The sequence below is a fragment of the Thermoanaerobaculia bacterium genome (assembly GCA_035717485.1).
Lineage (GTDB): Bacteria > Acidobacteriota > Thermoanaerobaculia > UBA5066 > DATFVB01 > DATFVB01.
The window spans coordinates 1-24,580 of sequence record DASTIQ010000167.1; the positions used below are offsets into that span (position 1 = coordinate 1).

At 71.4% G+C, this 24,580-nt stretch carries 21 protein-coding genes; 1 reads left to right on the plus strand and 20 read right to left on the minus strand.

The annotated features are described in order from the left end of the window. The coding region (locus VFS34_08870) for a pyridoxal-phosphate dependent enzyme (protein ID HET9794560.1) at positions 1 to 706 on the minus strand (706 nt) is incomplete at its 3' end. Positions 707 to 916: 210 nt separating this feature from the next. Between VFS34_08870 and VFS34_08875 the strand changes: the two genes are divergently transcribed. Further along, positions 917 to 1,582, plus strand: a complete 666-nt coding sequence (locus tag VFS34_08875) for an HAD-IA family hydrolase (protein HET9794561.1) — start codon at positions 917 to 919, stop codon at positions 1,580 to 1,582. Here VFS34_08875 and VFS34_08880 read toward each other — a convergent pair whose 3' ends face one another. The 19 genes from VFS34_08880 to VFS34_08970 form a co-directional block, all read right to left on the minus strand. Next, the gene (locus VFS34_08880) at positions 1,583 to 3,826 is read right to left on the minus strand and encodes a polysaccharide biosynthesis tyrosine autokinase (GenBank protein HET9794562.1); all 2,244 of its coding nucleotides are present in this window, start codon (positions 3,824 to 3,826) and stop codon (positions 1,583 to 1,585) included. After that, positions 3,826 to 4,671, minus strand: a complete 846-nt coding sequence (locus tag VFS34_08885; GenBank protein HET9794563.1) for a polysaccharide biosynthesis/export family protein — start codon at positions 4,669 to 4,671, stop codon at positions 3,826 to 3,828. The genes VFS34_08880 and VFS34_08885 overlap by 1 nt, the downstream gene beginning before the upstream one ends. After that, positions 4,668 to 5,966, minus strand: a complete 1,299-nt coding sequence (locus VFS34_08890) for a hypothetical protein (GenBank protein ID HET9794564.1) — start codon at positions 5,964 to 5,966, stop codon at positions 4,668 to 4,670. The genes VFS34_08885 and VFS34_08890 overlap by 4 nt, the downstream gene beginning before the upstream one ends. A gap of 2 nt (positions 5,967 to 5,968) precedes the next feature. Then, on the minus strand, positions 5,969 to 7,957 hold the full coding sequence (locus tag VFS34_08895) for a nucleoside-diphosphate sugar epimerase/dehydratase (protein ID HET9794565.1): 1,989 nt from the start codon (positions 7,955 to 7,957) through the stop codon (positions 5,969 to 5,971). After that, positions 7,954 to 8,640, minus strand: coding sequence for a sugar transferase (locus VFS34_08900; GenBank protein HET9794566.1), 687 nt, complete (start codon positions 8,638 to 8,640; stop codon positions 7,954 to 7,956). The genes VFS34_08895 and VFS34_08900 overlap by 4 nt, the downstream gene beginning before the upstream one ends. Beyond that, positions 8,637 to 9,887 (minus strand): DegT/DnrJ/EryC1/StrS aminotransferase family protein, encoded by a 1,251-nt coding sequence (locus VFS34_08905; protein HET9794567.1) that lies wholly within the window; start codon positions 9,885 to 9,887, stop codon positions 8,637 to 8,639. Before VFS34_08905 ends, VFS34_08900 begins: the two co-directional genes overlap by 4 nt. Further along, positions 9,800 to 10,921, minus strand: a complete 1,122-nt coding sequence (locus VFS34_08910) for a glycosyltransferase family 2 protein (protein ID HET9794568.1) — start codon at positions 10,919 to 10,921, stop codon at positions 9,800 to 9,802. The genes VFS34_08905 and VFS34_08910 overlap by 88 nt, the downstream gene beginning before the upstream one ends. Further along, the gene (locus VFS34_08915) at positions 10,918 to 12,339 is read right to left on the minus strand and encodes a hypothetical protein (GenBank protein ID HET9794569.1); all 1,422 of its coding nucleotides are present in this window, start codon (positions 12,337 to 12,339) and stop codon (positions 10,918 to 10,920) included. Before VFS34_08915 ends, VFS34_08910 begins: the two co-directional genes overlap by 4 nt. Next, positions 12,336 to 13,427 (minus strand): glycosyltransferase family 4 protein, encoded by a 1,092-nt coding sequence (locus tag VFS34_08920; protein HET9794570.1) that lies wholly within the window; start codon positions 13,425 to 13,427, stop codon positions 12,336 to 12,338. Before VFS34_08920 ends, VFS34_08915 begins: the two co-directional genes overlap by 4 nt. Then, complete coding sequence (locus VFS34_08925; GenBank protein HET9794571.1) at positions 13,424 to 14,821, minus strand: O-antigen ligase family protein; 1,398 nt, start codon at positions 14,819 to 14,821, stop codon at positions 13,424 to 13,426. The genes VFS34_08920 and VFS34_08925 overlap by 4 nt, the downstream gene beginning before the upstream one ends. Next, on the minus strand, positions 14,814 to 15,710 hold the full coding sequence (locus VFS34_08930) for a polysaccharide deacetylase family protein (GenBank protein HET9794572.1): 897 nt from the start codon (positions 15,708 to 15,710) through the stop codon (positions 14,814 to 14,816). Before VFS34_08930 ends, VFS34_08925 begins: the two co-directional genes overlap by 8 nt. Next, on the minus strand, positions 15,707 to 16,831 hold the full coding sequence (locus VFS34_08935) for a glycosyltransferase (protein HET9794573.1): 1,125 nt from the start codon (positions 16,829 to 16,831) through the stop codon (positions 15,707 to 15,709). Before VFS34_08935 ends, VFS34_08930 begins: the two co-directional genes overlap by 4 nt. Further along, the gene (locus VFS34_08940) at positions 16,831 to 18,060 is read right to left on the minus strand and encodes a glycosyltransferase (GenBank protein HET9794574.1); all 1,230 of its coding nucleotides are present in this window, start codon (positions 18,058 to 18,060) and stop codon (positions 16,831 to 16,833) included. Before VFS34_08940 ends, VFS34_08935 begins: the two co-directional genes overlap by 1 nt. After that, the gene (locus tag VFS34_08945) at positions 18,057 to 18,959 is read right to left on the minus strand and encodes a polysaccharide deacetylase family protein (GenBank protein ID HET9794575.1); all 903 of its coding nucleotides are present in this window, start codon (positions 18,957 to 18,959) and stop codon (positions 18,057 to 18,059) included. Before VFS34_08945 ends, VFS34_08940 begins: the two co-directional genes overlap by 4 nt. Then, complete coding sequence (locus VFS34_08950; protein HET9794576.1) at positions 18,956 to 19,639, minus strand: DapH/DapD/GlmU-related protein; 684 nt, start codon at positions 19,637 to 19,639, stop codon at positions 18,956 to 18,958. The genes VFS34_08945 and VFS34_08950 overlap by 4 nt, the downstream gene beginning before the upstream one ends. A gap of 5 nt (positions 19,640 to 19,644) precedes the next feature. Further along, a complete protein-coding gene (locus VFS34_08955) occupies positions 19,645 to 20,655 on the minus strand; it encodes a glycosyltransferase (protein ID HET9794577.1) in 1,011 nt (336 codons plus the stop codon). A gap of 9 nt (positions 20,656 to 20,664) precedes the next feature. Beyond that, a complete protein-coding gene (locus VFS34_08960; protein ID HET9794578.1) occupies positions 20,665 to 21,855 on the minus strand; it encodes a glycosyltransferase family 4 protein in 1,191 nt (396 codons plus the stop codon). Further along, positions 21,852 to 23,276 carry a hypothetical protein gene (locus VFS34_08965; protein HET9794579.1) on the minus strand — a complete coding sequence of 475 codons (1,425 nt, stop codon included), beginning with the start codon at positions 23,274 to 23,276 and terminating at the stop codon, positions 21,852 to 21,854. The genes VFS34_08960 and VFS34_08965 overlap by 4 nt, the downstream gene beginning before the upstream one ends. Then, positions 23,273 to 24,580 (minus strand): asparagine synthase-related protein (locus tag VFS34_08970; GenBank protein HET9794580.1); only part of this gene is annotated, 1,308 nt, incomplete at its 5' end. The genes VFS34_08970 and VFS34_08965, both read right to left, overlap by 4 nt.

Here is a 24,580-nt window from a genome sequence, read left to right on the forward strand (position 1 = left end):
CGAACGGCGGGATCAACCCGTCGGCGAGGGTCTTCGCCGGGCGCGAGACCGGCACCGGTCTTCCCGCCGCGAGCGCCGGGGCGAGCCCCGGTCCCTCCGCGAGCTCGACGGCGTGGATCCGGGCCGACGGGCGGAGCTGCCGCACCGCGGACGCGATTCCCCCCATCAGCCCTCCCCCGCCGACCGGGACGACCACGACCGAGACGTCCGGCAGGTCCTCGACGATCTCGAGTCCCGCCGTTCCCGCCCCGGCGAGCACGACGGGATCGTCGAACGGGTGCACGAACACGAAGCCGGTCTCCTGCTGGAGCTGCCGCAGCCGGTCGAACAAGGTCGCGTTGTCGTCGTGGAAGACGATCCGGGCGCCGTATCCGCGCACGGCTTCGACCTTGGACGCCGGAGCCTTCGCCGGCATGACCACGGCGCACGGAACGCCGCTCCGGCGGGCGGCCCACGCGACCGCCTGCGCGTGGTTGCCGGCGGACACGGTGACGAGCCCTTTCCCGCGATCCTCTCCTTCCAGCGAGAGGACCTTGTTCAACGCGCCGCGCGGCTTGAACGAGCCCGTCTTCTGGAAGCTCTCGCACTTCAGGTGAACGGCGGCTCCCGCCGCTTCCCCCATCGACCGGGAGGAGAAGATCGGGGTTCGATGCAGGTGCCCGCGGAGTCGCTCCGCGGCGGCCCGGATTTCGGCGAGAGGAATCACGCGCCGAGGATATCGCGGCGCCCGGCCCCGCGACGCGAGTCATGCCCCTGGAATAGCGGGCTCGCCTTCAGCCGACCGCGAGGCGATTTTCATCGCGTCGCGGCAGCCGTCGAACGGAAGGTGAAAATCGGGACTCCCCTCGACCGTGCGGCGAACTCAGCGACGCGGAGCGATCGCCGCCATTCGCCGCTCGCCGATTAGAATCGGCGCATGCCTCTCTACGACGTCATCACCTTCGACTGCTACGGCACGCTGATCGACTGGGAGGAAGGGATCGGCTCCGCGTTCGAGAACGCGGCGGCCGCGGCCGGGGTCGAGATCCACCGCGCGGCCGCTCTCGACGCCTGGGCACGCATCGAGCCGGAGGTCCAGCGCGAGGGATATCGCTCTTATCGGGAGGTCCTCGGAGAGACCGCCTCCCGCGTCGCCCGGCACGCCGGGTGGGAGCTCGAGGGCGGCGGGCGGGGGTTCGTCGCGGAGAGCCTCGCGCGATGGGCGCCCTTTCCCGACACGAACGGCGCTCTCGAGGCACTCGCCGCATCCGGGTGCCGCCTGGGGGTCCTCTCCAACGTGGACGACGATCTCTTCGAGGCCACGCGGCGGCGGTTCACGGTCGCGTTCGACTGGGTCGTGACGGCGGAGCAGGTGCGGGCCTACAAGCCGGCGGAGGCGCACTTCCGGGAAGCCCGGCGGAGGATCGGAAGCCGACGCTGGCTCCACGCCGCGCAGAGCCGGTTCCACGACGTCGCTCCCGCGCGCGCGCTGGGAATTCCGGTCGCGTGGGTGAATCGAAAGCGGGAACCTTCGCGCGGAGACCCCGCGCCCGATTTCGAGGTTCCCGATCTCGCCTCGCTCGCGGCCCGCGTGGCCGGCTGATCAGGAAACGCGGGCGTTCGCGGCGGCGGGCGCTTCGATCCGCGCCGAGGTCTCCGGCCGCCCGTAATAGAAGCCGTATCCTTCGTCGTAGCCGCCCGACTTCGCGGGCAGCGCGTTCAGGACGACGCCGATCACGCGGTTCCGGTTCTGGAGCAGCGCCTCCTTGGCGCGAAGCGCCTGCGGCCGCTGCGTCCGGCCGGCGCGCAGACAGAGCACGACGCCGTCGGTCTGGTAGCCGAGGACGAGCCCGTCGGCGATCGGAAAGAGGGGGGGCGTGTCGATCACGACGTAATCGAATTCGCGGCGCACCCGGTCGAGGAGCTGCGACATCGCGGCCGACGAGAGGAGTCCCGAGGGGTTCGGCGAGGCCGGTCCCGAGGGAAGGAGGAAGACTCCGGGGACCGAAGTCCTGACGATGCACCGCGCCGGGTCCGCGTTCTCGGCGAGGACCGAAACGAGGCCGACGCGGGAAGAGGTCCGGAAGATCTCGTGGAGCCGCGGCTGGTGCAGGTCGGCGTCGATCAGCAGGACCCGCGCGTCGAGCTGAGAAAGGATCGTCGCGAGGTTCGCCGCCGTGCACGACTTCCCTTCCCGCGCGAAACCCGACGTCACGACGATCGACTTCACGCCGCCGGGCGTCGAGAGGAGAAGGGCCGTGCGAACGCGGCGATACGCCTCGGCGGTCGCGGAATGGGGATCGTGGTACGGCAGGAGCTCCGGCGCGGGGCCGGCCGCTTCGACGCCCCCGGTGATCCGGCGGAGGCCGCCGGAAGCGGGCGGGGCGCAATCCGGGATCGTGCCGAGCGTCGGCAGCCCGAGATACCGCTGCACTTCGTCGGGAGACCGGAAGCTCCGGTCCATGTACTCGAGGAAGAAGACGAGGAGGATGCCGGCGCCCGCCCCGGCGAGGAGCCCGAGCATCGCGTTGAGCTTGTACGACGGACGAAACCTTGACTCCGGCGGCTGCGCCCGGTCGACGACCCGGACGTTCGACTCCCGCGCTCCCTTCTGCCGCGCGAGAACCTCCGTCTCGGCCTGCCGGCGGAGCAGCGTGTCGAGGAGCGCCCGTTTCGTGTCGATCTCGCCGCGCAGGTTGTTGTACCGGACCGCGTTGTTGTTCCCTTCCATCGTCGCGGTCTTCTGGTTCTTCAGGGCGGCCGCGAGGCTCGCCTCCCGCCGCTGGGCGGTGAGGAAGTCGTTCCGGGCGACGTCTCGCGTCTTCGCCGCCGCCTGCCCGACGAACTGCTGCAGATGCTGCCGACCCCTGTCGATCTGGGCTTTCAGCTCGATCATCGCCGGCCATTGCGGTTTGAACAGGTTCAGTTTCTCGGCGTACTCCCGCTCGAGCTTCGCCTGGTCGTTCTGCATCTGCGTCACGACCGCGGCCTGCGCCGGGTCGGAAGCCGCCGTCGAGGCGCTCGCCGACATCAGCTCGTGGTAGCGCGCCTCCTTGGCCACCCGGTCCGCCACCGCGGCCTCGTAGTCCCGGTTCAGCGCCTCGAAGTTCTGGAGGCCGGAGTTGGATTGCGGGTCGGCGGAAACGATGTCGTTCTGTTTTCCGAATTCGAGGAGCTGCTGCTGCTGCCCGTCGATCTCGCGCTTGAGCTGGGCGATCTGGGTGCCGAGGAACGTCGAGATCTGGTTCATCGCGCCGTACATCGAATCGACCTTCCACTCGATGTAGGAGTCCGCGGCGGCGTTGGCCACTTCCGCGGCCTCGCGCGGCGATCGGGAGACGTAGGCCACCTCGACGAGATTGGTTCCGCGCACGGGCGAGACCTCGAGGCCGTCCTGGACCTTCCGGGCGAGCCAGGCGAGGTGCTTCTGCGCTTCGGCCGCGGTCTTCGGAGGCGCGGACTTGCGCGAGAAGAAGCCGCCGGAAGACACCGGCCGCGCGGCCATGTCGAGCTTCGCGACGACTCGGCGGCCGATCTCCAGGCTCTTGATCAGGCGAACCTGCGTCGCCTGGAAGTCGGGGTCGGGCTCGGCCGGCGCCTGCGGGCCGTCGGAGAGTCCGAGATCCATCCCGGCGGTCCGTTCGTTTCCGATGTCGAGCACCGATTTCGCGCGATACGAGGGGGGCGTCGTGATCGACAGGGCCAGCGCGACGCCGAGGGCGACCAGGACGGAGGCGGCGAGCAGCCACCGACGGCGGACGAGAACGGACCAGTAGTCCGCCAGGTGCGCGCCGCCGCCGGGCGCGGGGCCGCCGTCGGGAGCGTCGAACGGGTTTTCGTCGACCATCAGAGGAAAGACTCCTTGACGATGACCACGTCGTCGGGCTGGAGCACCGGATTCGTCTCGTGGCCGGAGACGATCCGCCCGTAGTGGGCGACGAGCTCGGTCGTCTTCCCGTCCGGATGGCGCCGCTGGATCCGGATGGTCTTGGACGCCCGGTCCGTCAACCCCCCCGCTTTCGCGATCACCGCGAGGAGCGTCACCGCGTCGTTGCCGTCGAACTCGAGCGCCCCGGGCGTCTTCACTTCGCCGAGACAGAAGACCTTCACCGTCGACTTCGCGGGGACGTTGATGACGTCCGAGGGAAAGATCGGAACGTTCCACAGCATGGACGCGTTCTGCAGCAGGTCGTCCGTCGAGAGCTCCAGCGTGTCGGAAAGCGAGTTCTCCGCCCGGCGGAGCACGTAGATCTTCTTTCCCGCCTGCGGGGTGAGCCCGCCGGCCGCCGAGATCGCCTGGAGCAGCGTCCAGTTCCCGGAAACGGTGAGCGAGCCCGGCTTCGCGACGGCGCCGAGCACCGACACCGGCTTGTCCTGGTATTCCTTGATCACGATCGAGACGCTGGCGCGGTTGACGTACTTGTCTTTCAGCATCTCCTCGAGCCGCGACGCCGCCTCACCGGCGGTCATGCCCCCGACCGGGAATTCGCCGAGCAGCGGGAGGTCGATCTTCCCGGCGTCGGAAACACGGCGCTCCACGTTCAGCTCCGGCACCTCGAACACCTTGACGTCGAGGAGATCCTTCGGCCCGATGCGGTACTCGGATCCGGCGCCGGAGGCGATCGGCGGAGCGCCGAGGAGGACCGCGAAGAGAGCGGCGGCGGCGATCGCGATGCGCGCCCGCGCGCTCACAGGTTCGTCCTCACGACGACGAGGCCGCTCCCGGCCGTCGGGGAAGCGAGGATGCGGATCGTCCGGGCCGGCCGCCCCGGCTTGGAGAGCACGACGTCGTGGACCGCGGGGCCGGTGAGGAGCATCGGCGCCGACGGCGTGAAACGGTCCGCCTCGCCGGTCGGCTCGCCGTCGACGGCGACCTCGGCCCCCCGGAGCTCCGGGGCGAAAGCGATCCGGCCCGCGGTGACGTATTCCGCCCGAGGGATCCGGCGGAAGCTCCGCCGCTCGAGCCGCGCCAGCTCGGCGGCGGCGATGGTGCCCGGAGCGTTCGAGGGATCGGCGACGACGCGAAGCCGCAGCTCGCGATATCCGGGGAGAACGGCGCGGACCGCGTGCTCACCGGAAGCGAGCGGGAAGGGCCGTCCGCCCCCTCCGCCCCAGTCGGCGGAGACGCCGACGTACCGGCCGTCCACGAAGAGCCGCGCCTGGTCCGGGCGGATCTCGAAGACGACCGAGCGCCCGGTCCGGAGCTCGCGATCGAAGAAACCGCGCGCAACGGGAGCAACGGGAGAAGAAGCGGAAGCCGCGGCCGGAGCGGTGCCCGGCGCCGCGGCGCGGACCGCCAGGGGGCGGGGCGCCGGGGGCTTTTCGAGAGCGACGGGAACCGGCGCGGGGCGCAGGACGGGGGGCGCAACGACGGGGGGCGCAACGACGGGGGCCGCCGCGGCGCGGGCCGGACTCTCCGCGACCGGAGGTGTCGGCGGACGCACTTCGACGGACGGCGCCGCCGGGGGCGCCGGAGCCGGAGCCGGCCGGCGCTCGGCGTCGCGGAGGTCCTCGAGTCTCAGGCCGGGAAGTCTCTGGCGGGCGAGCGCCTCGAATTCGCCTTTCATCTCGGGAGCGAGCGCCAGGCGGCCCCAGGAGGGAAAGAGCGCCTGGACTGCCTGGAAACGGCGCAGCGTGGCCTCGGCATCGGCGATCCGGCCGGCACGCTGCTGGGCGACGGCGAGCCAAACGAGGCATCTCGAGAGCTTCTCGGGCCGGTCGAGCAACCCGAAACTCGCGACGCGCAGATCGTCGGCGGCCTCGGCGGCGCGCCCGGCGGAGAGCGCCTGCTCTCCGATCGTGAGCCGGCCTTCGTAGAACGCGTCGGGGGACGGGGTGGAGGCCGGAGGCGGTACGGCGGGCTGGGGCGCGGGCGGGACCGCGGGACCGGCGGGTTCGGCGACGCCCGGCCCGGGTGCCCCCGCGGCCGATCCGGCCAATGCCACCGCGACCGCGGCCGTCGCCGCGAAAAAACGGAATCGATTCATGATCACCCCGGGAACTGCCGTCCAGCGAGAACGGCGGGCGACTCGGTGCGCGCGAGCGCCGGGAACCGCGACACGTTGTCCCGGCGGACGTCGGCCGCCGGAGCTTCTTCGGGAGCATGAGGCGCGAGCTTCGATTCGGGCAGGAGCCCGGACAGGCGCTCCCGCACGGCGTCGCCCCGTCCCTCTCGCGCGAGCCGCTCGAGTTCGACGACGGAACGCGCGACCACTTCCGCCGGCCAGGAGGCGAGGCGGCCGATGAAGATCCGCGGATGCCGCGTCTTCTCCATCTTCTCGTCGGTCATCTCGAGCTCTTCGAAGAGCTTCTCTCCCGGCCGGAGGCCGGTGAAGACGATGTCCATGTCCTCGTACGGGGTGAGCCCCGTCAGCGCGATCATCTGCTCCGCGATGTCGAGGATGCGGACCGGCTCGCCCATGTCGAGAACGAAGATCTCGCCCCCCCCTCCCATCGCGCCCGCCTGGAGCACGAGCTGCGTCGCCTCCGGGATCGTCATGAAATACCGTTTCATCTCGGGGTGGGTGACCGTCACCGGCCCGCCGCGGCGGATCTGCTCGCGGAAGATCGGGATCACCGAACCGACCGATCCCATGACGTTGCCGAACCGGACGGCGAGGAACCGCGTCGCGTAGCGCTTGGCGAGATCCTGGACGACGAGCTCCGCCATCCGCTTGGACGCGCCCATCACGGACGTCGGGCGGACCGCCTTGTCCGTGGAGATCAGGACGAACGCTTCGACTCCGAATTCGCCGGCGAGCTCGCCGACGATGCGCGTTCCTCCGACATTGTTCTTGATCGCTTCCGCCGGGTTGCTCTCCATCATCGGCACGTGCTTGTGGGCGGCGGCGTGGAGGACCACTTCCGGCCGGTACTCGGAGAAGATCGCGCGGAGCCTCGGCTCGTCGACGACGTCCGCGATCAGCGGAACGACGGAAACGTCGGGGAAGACGCGCGCCGCTTCGCGCTCGATCGAGAAGAGCGCGAACTCCGCGCGCTCGACCAGAAGGATCCGGGAGGGCCGGTATCGCGCGATCTGGCGGACGAGCTCCGATCCGATCGACCCGCCCGCGCCGGTCACCATCACGGTGCGCGCCCGGAGGAATTCGCCGATCTGTCCCTCGTCGAGCTGCACGCGCTCGCGTCCCAGCAGATCCTCGATTTCGACGTCGCGGATCCGCGTGACCTTCACCTTCCCCTGGAGCACTTCGTAGAGGCCGGGAATGATCCGGACCTTCACCGGAATCGACCGGCAGAGATCGAGGAGCCGCAGGATCTCGCTCCGGCGGATCCGCGCGATCGTGATGACCACCTGGCCGACGCCGTGTTGCTGGACCAGCCGCGGAATGTCCCGCGTCGTTCCGAGAACCCGGATTCCGTGGATCTCGGCGCCGACCTTCCGGACGTCGTCGTCGACGAAGCCCTTGACGTCGAGGTCGATGTCGCCGCGACCGACGATTTCGCGCGCCGCGAGCACTCCCGCCTGGCCGGCGCCGACGAGGAGAACGGCGTGCTTCTCGCCGGCCGGCTGAGCGCGACGGTCCTCGGCGTGACGGCTTCGTTCGAAGGCGACGCGGCGGAGCACCCGGAGAGCGAGAACGCCGCCGAACGCGAACGCCGAGCTCGTCACGATCACGGAGACCGGCACGCGGAACAACGCGAGACGCTCGGGAGCCAGGAAGCGGATCGCGGCGAGGACCGCCGCGGAGCCGAGCGCCGCCCGCAGGAACGCGCGACCTTCGCGGATGCCCACGTAGCGCCAGATGAACCGGTAGACGCCCGCGGAGATCAGCGCGAAGAACTGCACCAGGACGACGAGCGGGAGCTGCGTCCAGCACGCCCGGGCGTCCGCGGACCGCCAGGAAAAATCGAAACGGAGAGCGTATGCGAGGACGAACGCCGCCGCGAGAACCGTGAAATCCAGTGCGATCTGAATCTGGCGGACGAAAGCGCGGGAGAGACTCGGGCGAACGTTCATCGTGCATCCGCGTGAGTTTGCAATCCCTCTGCCAGAATGTCGTCGAGCGTGGGGGGCCTCGCCGAAGAGGGGCGCAGCACGGCACGGGCCGTGTCCCGCAGCACCGCGAGGTCGCTGCGCCAGCTCCGCTGCTCGAGATAAGCGGCGTATCTCCTCAGTTTCCACGGCTGCAGGTGGGCGCGGTAGAACGCCTCGCGGTCTCCGGCGACCCCGGCGAGGAGCTCCTCTTCGTCGCGGAGCCGCAGCGTGACCGGATCGGTCAGGCCCGGGCGCGCCCCGAGAATCGCCCGCCAGCGCGGATCGGCGGCGTCGAAGTAGCGGGGCACCTCCGGGCGGGGTCCGACGAAGGCCATGTCTCCGGCGAGGACGTTCCACAGCTCCGGGAGCTCGTCGATTTTCGTCCGCCGGAGGAGACGGCCCACCCGGGTCACTCGCGCGTCTCCTCGAGCGGTCACGGCCGCTCCCGCCGAGGTCCGCATGGTCCGGAGCTTCACGAGCGTGAAGAGCCGCCCGCTCCTTCCGACACGTTGCTGTCGGAAGATCGGCGACTTCCCCGTCGTCAGGAAAATCGCGGCGCCGGCAATCAGCAGGAACGGAGCCGCGACGGCGAGTCCGGCGAGAGCGGCCGCGACCTCGACGGCGCGGGGGAGGCCCCTTCCGGTCGGATCGCCCCCGCCGCTCACGATCCCGCGGCGGCGGCGCCCGCCGCCGCGGCCGCGTGTCGCCGGCAGAGCGTCTCGATCGCTCCGATCACGCGATCCTGGGACTCGTCGTCGAGGTCCGGATAGAGCGGGAGGCTGACCAGCCGCTCCCAGGCGCGCGACGCCGCCGGGAAGTCGGCGCGCGTCCAGCCGAACGTCTCCTCGTAGTACGGGTGGAGATGCAGCGGACGCCAGTGCACCGACGTTCCGACTCCTTCGTCGCGGAGCCCCGCGAGGAATTCGTCCCGCCCGATCTCGAGCGCCTCGAGCCGCAGGCGGACCGGGAACAGATGCCAGGCGTGCAGCCGGTCCGGATCCTCGCCGGGGAGCTCGATCTCCTCGACGTTCCGGAGTCGTTCCATGTATCGGCGGGCCCGGTCTTCGCGCGCGCGCCGCATCTCCTCCGCGCGCGGGAGCTGCGCGACGCCGATCGCGGCTGCGAGGTCGGTCATGTTGTACTTGTACCCGGGGGCGAGGATCCGGTAATCCCACGCTCCGTTTCCCGTGTAACGCCCCCACGCGTCGTGCGAGAGGCCGTGCAGGGACATCAGGCGCATCCGGTCGGCGAGCGCGGCGTCGCCGGTGACCGCCATTCCGCCTTCGCCCGTCGTGATCGTCTTGTTGGCGTAGAACGAGAAGCACGTCACGTCCGCCGTGTCCTCTCCGCATCGTTGCCACGCTTCCCCCGGCGCGGGGCGCCAGGCGGCCGGGAACGCGTGCGCGGCGTCCTCGATCACCCACAGGCCGCGCTCCTGCGCGAAGCGGCGGACCTTCGAAATGTCCATCATCACTCCGCCGACGTGCACCGGCATGATCCCGGCGACGCGCGTCGCGCGGGAAACGGCCGGCGGGAGCGCGCCTCGCCGGAAGAGATCGATCTTCCGCGCGGCGTCCCGAAGATCGAGATGGAGCGTCACCGGATCGACGTCGACCAGAATGGGAATCGCGCCGCGATAGCGGACGACCTCGGCGGTCGCGGCGAACGTCATCGTGGGCACCAGCACCGCCTCTCCCCGCGCGAGACCGACGGCCTCGACGGCGAGATGGAGCGCGGCGGTGCACGAATTGAGCGCGATCGCGTTCCGGGCGCCGACCGCCTCGGCGAACTCCGCCTCGAACCGCCGGACCTTCGGCCCGGTCGTCAGCCAGCCCGAGCGGAGCGACGAGACGACTTCGGCGATCTCGGCGTCGGTGATCTGGGGGCGATGGAAGGGAACCGCGAGCTCCATGAAACCTCCTCCTCCGTGCCGGCGGGGACCCGGCGGCCCTTCCACCGGTTCCAGAATCGTGCCAACCCGGCGAGGAAGCCGAATCCATAGGAAAAATGCAGCGTCGCGAACGCGACCGGGAGGAGGGGCAGCAGGCGGGCGCTCTGCTTTCGCGCGGCCCAGGCGGACGCGGCGAGATTCCCCGCGCCGTAGGCGCCCGCGAGCCCGGCGAGCGCGAAGCGCGCGGGCCGCCAGACGAAGGACGCGGCCGTGGCGGCCAGCAGGGCGCCCACGAGAGCGGGCGGCGCGAACTGCCGGGGCCGCATCTGCCGGGGATGCTTCTGCACGACGCGCACCTTCCAGAATCCGTACTGGAAGTACTGGCGGGCGAGCGAACGGATCGTCGGCCGGTTGAAGTAGCGGGAGCGGATCTCGGGCGCGAGGAGGATCCTCCCCCCGCGCGCGCGGAGCCGGTAGTTCAGCTCGTCGTCCTGGTCGCGGACCATCTCGGGGTCGAATCCCCCCAGGTCCTCGAGCACGCTTCTCGGCCACGCGCCCATGTACACCGTGTCGACCCACTCTTCGCGGTCGGAGTAGTGGAATCGCGCTCCGCCGACGCCGAAGGGCGAGCTCGTCGCGACCGCGACCGCCCGGGCGAACGGCCCCTCCCCCACCGCCGTCATTCGTCCGCCGACGTTCTGCGCGCCGGAGCGCCTCAGGGCTTCGACGCAGCGCCGAACGTAATCGGGCTCGACGATCGTGTGGCCGTCGACGCGCACGACGACCTCGCCGCGCGCGGCGGCGATCGCGGCGTTCATCGCGGTCGGCACGATCCCGGCGGGGTTGTCGACGATCGAAACCGGCACTTCCGGAACCGCCCCGGCGGAGCGCCGCACGATCTCGCGCGTGTCGTCGGTCGACATTCCGTCGGCGACGATCACTTCCAGCCGGCCGGGGGGCCAGTCCTGCGCGAGGACCGCCCCGAGGCTCCGGGCGATGAAGGGGCCTTCGTTGCGCACGGGCAGGATCACGGTCACGAGAGGTTCGGAAATCATGCGCGCGCCGCCTCCGACGGCGCGGGCGGCGCCTCCGGATCGATGTTGCAGACGACGGCGCGGAACTTCCCGTTCGGTCCGCGCGGGATCGCGTCGCATTCCTCGAACTGCACGGCGATCCGCCCCATCCGCATCCGGAGACGGTCTTCCATCGCGATGCGATGCGGCGGCCCGAAACCGGGAGCGGGGACGATTTTCACCCGGATCGCGGCCCGGCTTTCCTGGATGATCTGGGCCTCGCGGATCGGCAGCCCGTAGAAGACGGGGTTCAGCCAGAAGACGCGTCTCCCGTCGGCGGCGACGAGGAGATCGTTCGAACGGCCCTCGATCGCCGAGAAGACCGGCAGTGCCCGCCCGCATCCGCACGCCGCCCCCCCGCCGGCGACGCGTCCGCGGTCGCCCACGGCGTACCGCACGAGAGGCATGTCGCGGTTGAGAAGTCCCGTGCAGACGAGCCGTCCCGTCTCTCCCGGGTCGGCGGGCCGGTCCTCGTCGTCGCTCCACGTTTCGACCCACCCGACTTCCGGCCACTCGTGGAGGGAGCCCGCCTCGCACTCGCTGCCCGCCGCGGCGATCTCCGCCATGCCGTACGTCTCCCGCACGGCCGGGCAGAGCCCTTCCGCGATCGCCTCCCTCTGCCAGGGAAGGAGGGGCTCGGCGTTCGTGACGACCACGCGCAGGCTTTCCGGCCGCGGGAGGCGCCGCCGCGCCGCTTCCCGCGCGAGGAACGCGAGCGACGAGGGATACCCGATGAGGTGCGTGGGGGCGCGGCGCCGAAGCGCTTCGATGAAGGAGGGCACCGCCTCGGGCGAGAGGTGATTCGCGGAGAGATACAGCTGCCGCATCGGGCGGTTCGAGACCCAGAACGGGGGGCGGCGCGCGTCCGGCCTCACGACCGGCTGCCCGCCGAGGATCGCCCAGCTCTCTCTCCGGTCGACCCCGTTCCACCGCCGGATGCGCGCCTCGTAGATCGCGAACCAGGCCCGAACGGTCTCTCGCGACCACCACACGTCGAGCGGGAGCCCGGTCGTTCCGCTCGTCCGCTCGCGGTACATCCGGCGGGGATCCACGTCGTCGGCGAGGAACTCGCGCGGGGAGCCGCGGAGTCGATCCTTCGTCAGGAGCGGCCAGTTCTCGAGACGATCCCAGGAGCTCGAGTCTCCGCGCCGCCGCCGCTCTTCCCAGTGCGCCCGGTAGAACGGAACTCTCGTCGCCGCGCGGTGCAGCAGACGCGCGAGCCGCTCCTCCCGATGAAGCCTCCAGGCGGCCGCGGGCCACGCGTCGCGCTCGAGCGCCTGCCCGACGAGCGCATCCGTCTCCGGACCATAGCGCCACGACCGCAGCGACAGCCCGCGGATCGACGAAACCACGTCGCGCGCCGGCGCGGGAAGACGGTGGTAGGCCGAGAGCATGCTCACGCCGGCGCTCCCGGCGTCGCGCCGGCGCCCGAGGCGATCTCGCCGAGCAGCGTCCGCCAGGCGTCGAGCACGCGGGGGAAGTCGCACTGTTCCGCCTTCGCCCGCCCGCCCCGTGAAATCCGCGCGGAGAGGCGCGCGTCGTCGACCGCGCGGACGACCGCCGCCGCCAGGGCACGCGGATCCCCCCGGGGAACCACGAGCGCGTTGTCGCCGTTGGCGGCGAGGTCGGGAATTCCGCCGGCGTCGGTCGTCACGACGCAGAGGCCGCAGGCCATCGCCTCGAGTACCGAAACGGGCGTGTTGTCGACGTCGGTCGTGTTGAGGAAGATCTCTCCCCCCGCGAGCACCCCGGGCACGTCCTTCTTGGGAACGGCTCCGAGGATCGTCACGCGGTCCGCGACGCCCGCCGCGGCCGCGGCCGCGCGCGTCTGCGCCAGCGAGCCGTCCCCCTTGTCGGGGCCGATCATCGTGAGCGTCGCATCGGGGTGCTTCGAAAGGACCTCGGCGAGCACGGCCGGCGCGAGCTCGGGCCGGTAGATCCGGTGGAAAGCCCGCAGCCACACGATCCGCGGGCGCGGGCCGGCGCGGAGCCGAAAGGGGTAGCGCGAAATCGCGAGGGGGTTCGGGATGACGCGGACGTCGGGGCGGAAGGGGGCCAGGGCGCGCGCGAGGTACGGCGAAGGGCTGGTGACGGCGTCGGCGCCGCGAAGGAGCCGCCGCACTCGCCGCGGCCACCGGTTCGCGAACTCGGGAAGATTTCCGCCGTGGAGCGTGAGCGCGTGCGGCTTTCCGATCGACCGGAGCAGAGCGGCGACCGACTCCGCCCACACGAACGAAGGACCGCTGTACACGTCCACCTGGGCGGCCGCGTACTCCGACCGCCTCGCCCACACCGTCGCGAGCATGTCCGCGAGGCGAAGCACGCGCCCGGCGCGGGATGAGCTCGTCACGACGCTCCACCCCGCGGAGGCGAGGCCCTCCGCGAGATCCTCGCAGACGAAGCGAATCGACGTCGAACCGGAAAGGAAGTTGCCGACCATGAGGAGCGCCGGAGGCGCTTCGCCGACGGCGGCCGCCGACGGCCTCATGGCGCGGCTCCAGCCGGAAGGGCCCGTCCGGCCGGGACCCGGCGCCCGGCCTCCGCGGGGGCCGCGCGCGGGAAATAGTCGACGAACGCCGTCGCCGCGCCCGCGAGGAGCCACAACCCCTTCCCCGCGAACTCGGTCGAGAAGAACGCCGCGAACAGGACCGCCGACGTCAGCAGAGCGAGCTTGCGCGACGGGGAGCGGCGGATCGCGGAGACGGCGAAAGACCCGACGTACCCGAAAAGGAGCCCGAACCCGAGGATTCCGTTCTCGGCGAGGGTCTTCGCCCACGCCGCGTGAGCCTCCTTGGCGGCTCCGTACGCATAATCGGTCATTCCCTTCCGGATCCCGAGTTTCGCCCAGCTCGGCGCGAATCCCCCCGTACCGACGCCGAGAGGATGGTCGAGGAACATGTACCAGGCGCCCAGCACGAGATCGGAACGGCCGCTCGTGCGCTCGCGAAGCCCCTCCTGCGTGTCGAGCGCCTTGTCGAGGCGGCGCCTCGAGTACTCGTCGAGTCCCGCGAAACGGGCGGTCAGGAACGACGCGAGGAGGATGCCCGCGGCGACGGCCGCGAAACGCGGCAGCACTCCCCGCATCACGAAGAGGAGGTACGCCATGCCGAGGAGGCCGAGCGCGATTCCGCCGCGGCTTCCGGTGAGGAACACCCAGACCATGTCGATCGTCGCGAGGAGCCCGAGGACGAGCTGCGTGCGCGGGCGCCGGGCCGCGGAGAGACCGGCCGCGATCGCGAAGATCCCCGTCAGCGGACAGAAGACCCAGACGTTCGGATTGACGGAGGGGAACCGGTCGCGCTGCAGGAGGAACACGAGACCCGCCGCCGCGGAATTCGCCCCCGCCGTCAGAGCGAGGCCGAGCCACGCGCCGCGGCGGCGGCCCGCGCGGAGCGCGTAGACCAGGAGCCCGAAGGCGGTCGCGGCCGAAAGCGTCGTCTCCATCCCCTCGCTCCGCAGGGGGCTGATGACGATGCCGAGCGCGAGCACGAGGACGAAGAGCGCCAGGAGCCGCGAGTGGACGTCGCGAAGGCGGAGGAGCCGCGGGAGGTGAATGAGGATCACGAGGAGGAGCCAGTAGTTGAACGTGTTCCACCGATAGAGACCGCTTCCGGGAAGGATCGACCGGGAGAATCCGTCGACCGCGCAGAGAATGCCGATTCCCATGAGGCCCAGCGCGGGCCGGGCGAGGCCGCCGATCGCGGCAACGAACCCGATCAGGGTCACCGCGGCGAGGGCCCGATCGAACCCGAGGACGAGCCCCGCCGCCCACAGGAGCAGAGTGCCCGCCAGGAGCACCCGCATCCAGAGAGCGGCCCGCGCGTCCTCGGTCGCCGCTCGCCGGGACGCGCCCGGACCGGCCGAAACCGCCCGCTCAGCCAATCTGGAACCCCAGCCGCCGCGCCACCGGGACGATTCCCGCCTCCTTCAGCGCGACTTTCCAGAGCGGCGCCGAGTAGATCCCGACGCGCTCGATTTCGAATCGTTCCTCTCCGAGATGTCGCGACACCGTCGCCAGCGCCGCCTCGTAACCCGCTTCGGCCACGAGGGCGAGGGTCGTGCGGTCGTACTCCCCGCCCGGGTAGGCGAAATACCTCACCGGACGGCCGGCGAGGCGTTCGAGCTCGGACCGGCTCGCCGTGATCTCCCGCCGCTGGGCCGGAAGGCCGACCTCGGGGAGCCAGGGGTGCGTCTGGGTGTGCGATCCGATTTCGAAGAGCGAGCCGGCCGCCGCGCCGCGCACCATCTCGGGAGTCATCCCGCGATACTCGGCGAGCGTGCGTTCCGGAAGGGGATGCCGTTCGAGCAGCGCCTGCGAAAACCCCCCCGCATCGCCGCTCGTGCGCGCGAGCGCGCCGAGGCGGCGCCGGGCCCGCCGCTTCTCGTCGAGCGTTCCGAGCGGGAGCGTCTCCCCTTGGGCCTCGATCGAGGCGTGCACCCCTTCGAAGCAGAGCGCATCGAGCGCCGGGAACCAGAGGAGGATCCGGCGCAGAACGTGCGCGGTCGAGACGAAGAACGTCGCCGGGATCCCTTCCGCCCGGAGGTACGGCTCCGCGTTCTCGAACGTGCGCGCGAGCCCGTCGTCGAAGGTGAGCGCCGCGATCCTTCCCCGGCGGCGCGCGGCGAGATATTCGGGAAGCGGGACGATCCGGCGGCGGCGAGCGATCCAGGCGAGGTGACGCTCGAAGACGGAGACCGGAAGCGCCTGCGCCGCGCACGAGCGCTCCGCCGGGGCGTCGTCTCCGACGATGCCGTGGTACAGGAAGATCACGGCGCCGCTCCGCCGAGGAGCTCGTCGTACGCGGCGCTGAGGCCGGCGACGAAGCGCCCGACGCTGAAGCGCTCGAGGACGCGGCGGCGGGCCGCTTCGCCGGCGCCGCGGCGCCGATCCCCGTCGCGGATCAGCGCGCGGGCATCGCTCTCCCATCGAACGAAGTCGCCCCGTTCCGCCAGGAGCGCTCCGTCCGCGCCGAGCAGCTCCTCGAGGAAAGGCGTCCTCCAGGCGACGACCGGTACTCCCGCCGCGGCCGCCTCCATGACGGCGTTGGGCAGACCCTCGTCGGCGGAGGGAAAGCAGAAGAGATCGAGCGCGCCCAGCGTCTCCCGAACGTCCGGCTCCGCGCCGGTGAACGTCGTCCGGTCCGCCATCCCGCGCCGGCGCGCGCACTCCTCGAGCGCGCCGCGTTCGGCGCCGTCGCCGACGATGATCACATGGACGTCCTCGCCGCGTCCGGCGAGCCGCGCGCCGAGATCGATCATCTGATCGAAACGCTTCCCGGGATCGAGCCTCCCCACCGAGCCGATCCAGAACCGCTCTCCCGGAATTCGCCACCGCTGCTCCCACCGCGCGCGGGCGGGGGATCGATCGACGACGCGATCCTCCACCGCGTTCGGCAGCGTGAAGATCTTCTTCCGGCGTCCGCCCCGGCTCGCGGCGAGCCGCTCGCCGGCCGCCCGCGAGTTGACCAGGATGCCGTCGACGAGGCGTTCCGTCAGCACGGCCTCGGCCCGCTGCCGCCGGTACGCGTCGAAGCTCCCGCGCAGCGACCCGAGGCTCGCGCGCGCTCCGAGCAGCTTCCCCGCGGCGCCGGCATACGGACTGGCGAAGAGATGCCATCCGTGGACGAGCTCGGGCCGGTGCGGGCGGAGCGCGGCGACGACCGACCAGAGGCGTCCCAGCCGGTTGAAACGGCGCGGGACGCGCAGGAGCGGCACCCCGAGCTCCTCGATCGACCTTTCCCAGTAATCGTCGTACCCCGGATGGAGCGTGACGACGACCGGCCGGAAACGGTCGCGGTCGAGATGCGAGAGCCAGAGGTAGAGCTGACGCTCCGCTCCGCCGAGGACGAGCTGTCCCGCGATGATCGCGATCGTCCGGGGTGGCCGGGACATCAGACGCCGAGCTTCCCTTCGGAAAAAGGAACGTTCCACTGTTCGGCGCAGCGGCGTCCGATCTCCGACGACCAGGCTTCGAGCGTCCTCGCCTCGGCGAACGCGCGGCAGCGCCGCCGCAGGGCGGGCCAGTCGCGCTCTTCGGTGAGGACGCGTCGGAGCGCGTCGGCGAGGCGCCGGACGTCGCCGGGGGGGACGATCCAGCCGCGCTCCCCGTCGGCGCCGATCACCGCCTTCGCGGCGCCCGCTTCCGTCGAGAGCACCGGGAGGCCCTGCGCGAAGGCGTCGAGCCACGCCTTGCTGTAGCCCTCGGTGAGCGACGGATGCACGCAGAGGTCGATCTCGGAGAGCGCGTCGGCGAGCTGGGCGCGATCCAGTTGTCCCGCGAACCGGAAAATCTCTCCGTATCCGCGCTGGGCGACGAGAGCGGAGAGTCTCTCCCGTTCCGGCCCTTCGCCGATCAGCGAGACGCGCGGCAGCGGCGACAAGCCTTCCGCCTCGAGGAGCGCGATCGCGTCGATCAGGCGATCGAGCCCCTTCTCCGCCGAGAGCCGCCCGATGTAGGCGAGGCGCGCGGGCCGCGCGATGCCGCGCTCCGTGTCGGGGCGTCCTCGCCGGAGCTCCTCCCGGGAGAGTCCGGTCGCGAAGATCCAGTGGACGTTCCTCGCAGGAGAAACTCCCGCTTCTCCGGTCGCGAGCATCACGTTGCGCCCTCCGGCGAAGGCGCGCATCAGTCCGCGCGTCACGCGATTCGTGGCCGTCGTGCGCGACGTCGGATACCAGGAGCCGCAGTAGCGCACGATGAGGCGCTTGCGCAGCGCGAGGCCGACGAGCATCCCGAGGAGGGGGAGATCGCCGGGCGGAGGTACGTGGACGGCGTCGGCGCCCCGCGCGTGGCGGGCGATCGTCCGCAGATATCCGAAGAGGTGGAGGCCAACGAAGACCTTCCGGCGGAAATCCTGGCCGGCCGGCTTCCGGAAGATCACGATGTCGGCGTTTTCGGGCAGCGGAAGGGCCCCGGGACCGGGCCGGTCGCGCCGTGTCACGAGGAGGGTCATCCGGTCGAAGAGGGACGCGACGGCGGCCATCTGCAGCGGAAAGCCTCCGTTGGAATACCAGCGCCCGGATTCGTCCTGCCAGCATTCCTTGAACGAAACCGCGCAAACACGCGTCGCGCGCCGCGGCGGCCGCGTCGCCGTCCGGGCCAGATCCTCCGCCACCGCGCTCACGCGCCCCCCACGGCGCGGCTCGCGCCGGCCAGGCCCTCCGCCAGGCCCCCCCGCGCAGCCCCGTTGCCCGCCCACTCGCGGGGCAGGGTCACCCTCAGTTCCCCGGCCTTGCACATCGCGGAGACCAATTGCAGGAAAGGGGCCAGATGCCGTTCGTCCTGGGAGTTCCCCAGGGTCAGGGAGTGCGGATGGCCGTAGACGACGACGAGCCCGCCCCGCCGCGCGGAGCGCCGCAGGACCTCGACCGTCCGGCGCGCGAACCCTCCCGGAGTGTTCAGGCGCGCACACGCGATCCCGCGGATCTTCTCGATCCGTCCCTTCTGGTCGAGGCGGCGTCGGACCACGATCTCGGCGAGGCGCTGGTGCATCGGCCGGTAGGCGACACGGCAGAACCGGTAACCGGTTTCCCGGAGGGTTTCGCAGAGCCGGCCGAGGTCGGTCCGGTCCGCGCCGCCGTGGCGGCGCTCGGAGAGGGAGAAGGAGAACCCTCCCGGATAGTCGAACGGCTGGTTCCAGGGCGGAACGAACGTCGCCACCGGCGCCCCGATGCACTGCTCGAGCGCGTTCTTACTCGACGCGAGAGTTTCCCGGAGCGCCGCCGCGCCCAGGCCCGGGAGCCATTCGTGCCGATGCGAATGGCTTCCGATCTCGTGTCCCGCGGCGTGGATCCGCCGGATCTGCGCCGGATCGTGGTAAGGCCGATCGCCGGCGAGTGCCGCAGAGCCGACGACCGCGAAGCAGGCGGGAACCTCGTGCTCCGCGTGGAGCTCGAGCAGGCGCTCCGTGTTCGCGAACTCGAGAGCTCCCCACTCCTTCGGCCCTCCCGGAAGCCGCGACCGATCCCCGCCCCATTGCGTGTCGTAGTCCCAGAAGAAGAGGAGCTCGGCCGGTCCGCTCATCGAACGCCCTCGCGGAGACCGTCGCGTTCCCGCAGGCTGCGCAGCCGATCGGGATCGGTCTCCATCCCGCGGTACTGGACGTACAGGAAGCTCCCTTTCCGGCTGACGATCCGCGCCGGAGCGCCGGCCACGACCGCCCGCGGAGGCACCGACCTCGTCACGACGGCGTTGGCGCCGATCGCCGCGTCCTCTCCGATCTCGACGGGACCGAAGATGACGGCTCCCGGCCCGACGTAGACGCGGTCGCCCAGCGTCGGAACGCCCTCCCTCGGCCGGCCGTCCTCCTCGCCCCGTCCGCCCGACCCGATCACGACCCCGGGACTGAGATTGCAGTTGCGGCCGATCCGGGCGCGGGGGTTGACGACGACGTGCCCGAAATGGCCGACGTAGAGCCCGCCGCCGACCTCCGCCTCGGGAGAAAGCGAGATTCCCGCGAGCACCTCGATCGCCTTGACGGCGAAGACCGAGGCGAAGTGGGAGATCCGCCGGACGGCCGGCCAGCGCGAGCGGACGAGCGGATAGAAGAACCGGTACACCGCCGCCGCCCAGAGGCCCTGGTTCAGGAGGATCACGGCGAGCCGCGGGCGCGGACGGATCCGGTAGCGGTCGACGTCCTCGAGGTAGCAGCGCCACGACGACGCGCAGCCGCCGAGGAGATCGGGAGCCGGAGGGAGCGCCATCGGTCTCACGCGGCTCCCGCCCAGGAATCGCGCGAGCGGGCATGCCGGGGAATCTCCCGCCACCTCGCGGCGCTCCGCGCGATCCCGGCGACCGTTCCGGCGATCTGCGCCCAGGCGTCCGGCCTCCAGGGACGGCGCGCGGCGGCCGCGAGCGCGCGGCCGGTCTCCAGCGCCGCGAGCCGCCGCCACTCGCGCGGGTAGGCGAGCGGATCCGACGCGAGCCAGCGCATGGTGTGGGCGCGTCCCCAGGTGGCCGTCATCCCGAGCCTCCACCCGGAGCGCGCGTAGGGCGCGGGCCCCCGGCGGGTGCGCGGATGGAACGCGAGCGGCCGGTTGATCAGATACAGGCGGCCGAACGCGCTCGCGCAGCGGCTGAGGACTCCGTCCTCGCCCCGTCCGGATCCCGACTCGTAGAGCGCGACGAGATTGTCGAGGCACGAGAGCTCGCGGAGGACGTCGCGGCGAAACGCCATCGCGCCTCCCCAGAGCGCATCGACCTCGACCGTCTCTCCCGGCGGAAGCCCGAAGAACGACACCGTCTGGCCGCCCGGAGTGAGCGCGCCCGGCGGATACGCGGCGGTTCCGAGCCACCGCTCCTTCAGCGCCGAAACGTTCCGCCGCGGCTGATCCCCCGGCCCGTCCCACGTCAGGACGAAACCGATCCCCGCGACCGGCCCTCGCCGCGCGGCGGCCGCGCGCGCTCGATCGAGCGCTTCGAGCGCCTCCTCGCCGAGCCGCACGTCGTCGTCGAGGAAGAGCACCCATTCCCCGGTCGCGTGCGAGAACGCCCACCACCGCTGCCACGGCAGCGCGCGCCGGAGGGACGGGAGGTGCCGCACGCGCCACTCGGGATGGCGGGCCGCGAAAGCCGCGACGACCTCGCGCGCCGACGCGTCCCGCGAGGAGTCGCTGACGATCACCTCCCGGGGCACGAGACGCTGCCGTCCGATCGCCTCGAGCGTTCCGCGCAGCAGCTCGGCGCGTTCGTGGGTCGCGATGCAGATGCTGATCGACATCGGAACACCTCAGGCGGGGGGGAAATCGGCGCGGCGCGGATGGACGACGACGTTCTGCGGGCGAAACGCCCGGATGCACCCCGCGAAGAATTCCTCGTTCCGCGAGACGATCGCCGGGAGCGAGAACGACTCCTTCGCCCGGCGGCGGCCCGCCGCCCCGAGCCGGCGCGCGAGCGCGTCGTCGCCGAGAATCGACAGGATCGCGTCCGCGATCTCCTCGGGCCGGTCGGGATCGACGAGGAGTCCGTCGCGGCCGTCCTCGATCATCTCCGGCCCGCTCCCGCGCCGGGTCGAGATCGTCGGACAGCCCGACGCCATCGCCTCGAGCGGAGCGAGCGCGAACGCCTCCGCGTAGGACGGGAAGACCGCCGCCCGCGCCGAATGCAGGCTGTCGAGGACCGTCCGCCGGTCGACGTGTCCGTGGAAGACGACGCTGTCGCGGGCGGCGCGCGGCAGGATCGACTGGAGATGCGCGCGCATCGACCCGCCGCTCTCCGTGCGTCCGTCCTTTCCGAAGACGTGGAGCTCGGCGTCGCGCCGGCGCTCGGCGACCTTCGGCCAGGCGCGCACGAGCGGGACGACTCCTTTCTTCGGGGTCAGCGTGCCCGTGAACACGATGCGCCGCGCGGACCGGTGGAAGCTCCGGATCGGATCGTCGGCGTCGACCGGGTTGTGCAGCACCGCGTGCGGTCCGCCGGAAAGACGGAAGAGCGATTTCGTGCGGTCGGCCGTGTACCGCGAAACCGAGCACCAGTAGTCGGCGCGGCGGAGCGCCCGGCTCTCGATCCAGAACGCGGTGCGTTTGATCGGCCGCCGCGTCTCGGCGGCGAAATAGCTCGCGGAACCGTGCAGGCGCACGACGACCGGCACGGGAAGCGCGGGCCAGCCGGCGGTGTACCCCTGGTAGTCGGGAGCCTCGACGAGGTCGATCTCCCCCCCCGCCGCCCACCCCTCGATCATCCGGTAGAGCGCGAGGCGGGCGGGCACCCAGCCGAGCCGATAGTCCGGCTCCCGGAGCCGCCAGACCCGGACCCCCTCGTCCTCCTCGTAGTCCGGAGCCGGGTACGAAGGCGGGTAGATCCCCGCCACGCGGACCGAGTGCCCGGCCTCCGCCAGCGCGCGCGCGAGGAGGCGCGTCATCGTTCCGATCCCGCCGTGCGGACCGGGAGGATATTCGCCGCAGACGAACGCGATCTTCAAGCGGCCCCCTCGCGGCGCGTTTCGCCCGAGGCGAGAGCCCGGAGCGCGTCGGAGAGGCGCCGCGACGCCTGGTCCATGGGTTGCTCGACGTGGAGGTGAAGCCAGCGACGGCGCGCGTCGGCCTTCTCGGCGGGGTGCTCGAGCGCGTGCCCGACCACCGCGGCGAGCTCCTCCCGGCTCCGCGCCCAGTGGACGGGCTGGAGCTGGTGCGTCGTCTTGAAGTGCGGAAGCCGGTAGATGTTCTCGAAGCTCCAGTGCGCGTCCCGCTCGGGAGGGTCGTAGGCGATGAAGATCGCCGGTTTGTCGAACGCCGCGAAATCCATCGCCATCGTCGAGCCGACGTTGATGACGAGGTCCGAGTGGGCGACGACGTTGGCGAGCAGCGCAACGTCTTCGCGCGTCGGAACGATCGACGCCCAGTCGCCGCGTCCTTCGGAGCGCCACAGCGGATCGGACACGGCGATCTCCGGGAAACGGGACAGGACGGCGTCGAACCGCGGCGACTTGTCGACCGGGCTCCGGCGGAAGAGAACCTGCGGCCGCCGCGCCGCGGGGATCCCGCGCAGCGCCTCCGCCAGGTCCGCGAGGTAGACGGGATCGTGCGGCGAGGTCACCTCGTCGTCGCCGGAGAAGCAGACGACCGGCCGCGCGGGATCGAGACCGAGCTTCCGGAGGAAGTCCTCGCGCGGCTCGAGCAGCGACAGGTCGTGATAGCTCTCGAACTGCGGAGTGCCGACGACGCGCACCCGGTCGGGCGAAACGTCCGGATAGAGCGCGACGAGCTCGTCCCGCATGAACTCGCTCCAGACGAAATAGCAGTCCGCCGAGACCGGCATCCTCCCCTTCGGGAGGTTGTCCCAGGAGTAGATGAACGTGGCGCTCGGGATTCCGAGGCGGCGCGCGGCGAGCATCGCCGGAACGGCCCGAAGGGACTTCTGATGTCCGCAGAAGACCGCGTCCGGACGCTCGTCGCGCAGGAGGCGCTCGAACGCCCGGGTGTGAGAGGCGCGCGCGGCGAGCGCCTGGTGGAGACGATCGAGGAGGACGATCCGGCGCGGACCCGCCGACAGGCGTCCGAGGAGCTTCGAGACGCGCTCGACCGCTCGGGCCGCCGCTCGCGACGGGGGCTTCCGCGGCTGGATCGGCGTCTGGGGATCGAGGCGGAGCTGCCAGAAGAGCTGCGCGTGGATCTTCGCCTGCCGAACGACCCGCTCGGCGAGCCCGTCGCGGATCTGCGGGAGCTCGCGCCAGGTCACGGTTCCCTTCCACCGGTCGCGGAACGGCGCGATGTCCGTCTCGGCGAGCGCGTGCCACACCCCGACCGATCCCGACTCGAGCAGGAGGTCGATGAACGGCGTGCAGAAGAAATTCCGGATCCCGACGCCGTTGGGCACGATGATGAGGTAGCGATGCCGCTTCATGCGCTCACCGCCGGACGCCGGTCCGCCACCCGTTCGGCGAGGAGGCCCAGTCCGATCCACTGCCAGACGAAGAAGCTGTTGTCGGATGCGCCCTGCCGGTAGTCGGCCCACGCGCGGCGCACCGCACGGGCGTCCAGCCATTCGCCGCCGCGGGCGGCCAGAGCCTCCTCGATGCACCCCGTGGCCCAGCCGGCGAGCTCCCCCCGGAGCCACTCGCGCTGCGGCGTCTGGAGAGGACGCTTCGGCGCCTCGACGATGCCGCCCGGCAGGAGCGGCGCGGCGATCCGGCGGAGGAGCCGCTTTCCCCGGTCGCCTTCGATCTTCCGCGACGCCGGCTGCCGAAGGGCGAGCTCGAAGAGCCGATGATCGAGGAAGGGCTCGCGGAGCTCGGTCGAGGAGCGCATCGAGGCCCGGTCGTTGAACCGGAGGGCCCGCGGAATCTTCGTGTAGCGCGCGTCGCGGTACTGGAGGTTCCGGAGCCGATCCGGAAACGGCGCCGGGAACGCGGGGGCGATCGCGGACGCCCGGAACTCCGGGACGAGGCAGTCCGGACGGACGGGGGTCTGCGTGGTTCCCTGCACGAGCGGCGATCCCGTCCCGCGGTAGTAGTCGTAGCCGGCCCACTGCTCGTCCATTCCCTGTCCGTCGAGGAGCACGATCACGCCGCGACGCCGGGCTTCCTCGAACAGCCGCGCGTACGCGAGCGTCGGGACGCCTCCGAACGGCTCGTCTTCCGCCTCGGCCACCGACGCGGCGAGCGCCGGGACGTCCCGCGCCTCCAGCCGGCAATCGACGTGCGGATGCCGGGTTCGCTCGAGCATCGCGCGCACCCAGGGGAGCTCGTCGTAACGCGCATCGCCCGTCGAAAAGGTGAACGCGGAAACGTCGTCGTCCTCGCCCCGCACCGCGTGCACCATGCCGAGGAGCGTCGAGGAATCCAGCCCGCCGCTGAGGTTGATCCCGACCGGAACGTCGGATCGGAAACGGAGCGCCACCGCGTCGGCGAGGAGCCCGCGGTATTCCTCCTCGACGTCGCCGTCCGAACGGGAGTCGATCTCCTCGCCGGAGCGTTCGGCCAGGTCGTACCAGCGCGCGATCCGAACCGCGCCGTTCTTCCAGGTGAGCGCGTGACCCGGGGGAAGCGCGGCGACGCCCTTCCAGAACGTGCGGTCGGTCAGGTCGGAGATTCCCGACGCCAGATACGCCGCCCATGTCTCGGCATCCTCTTCGGCGGGAACTCCCGCCGCATGGAGGGCCTTGATCTCGCTCGCGAAGAGGAGCTCGCCGCGCGCGCCGGTCGCGTA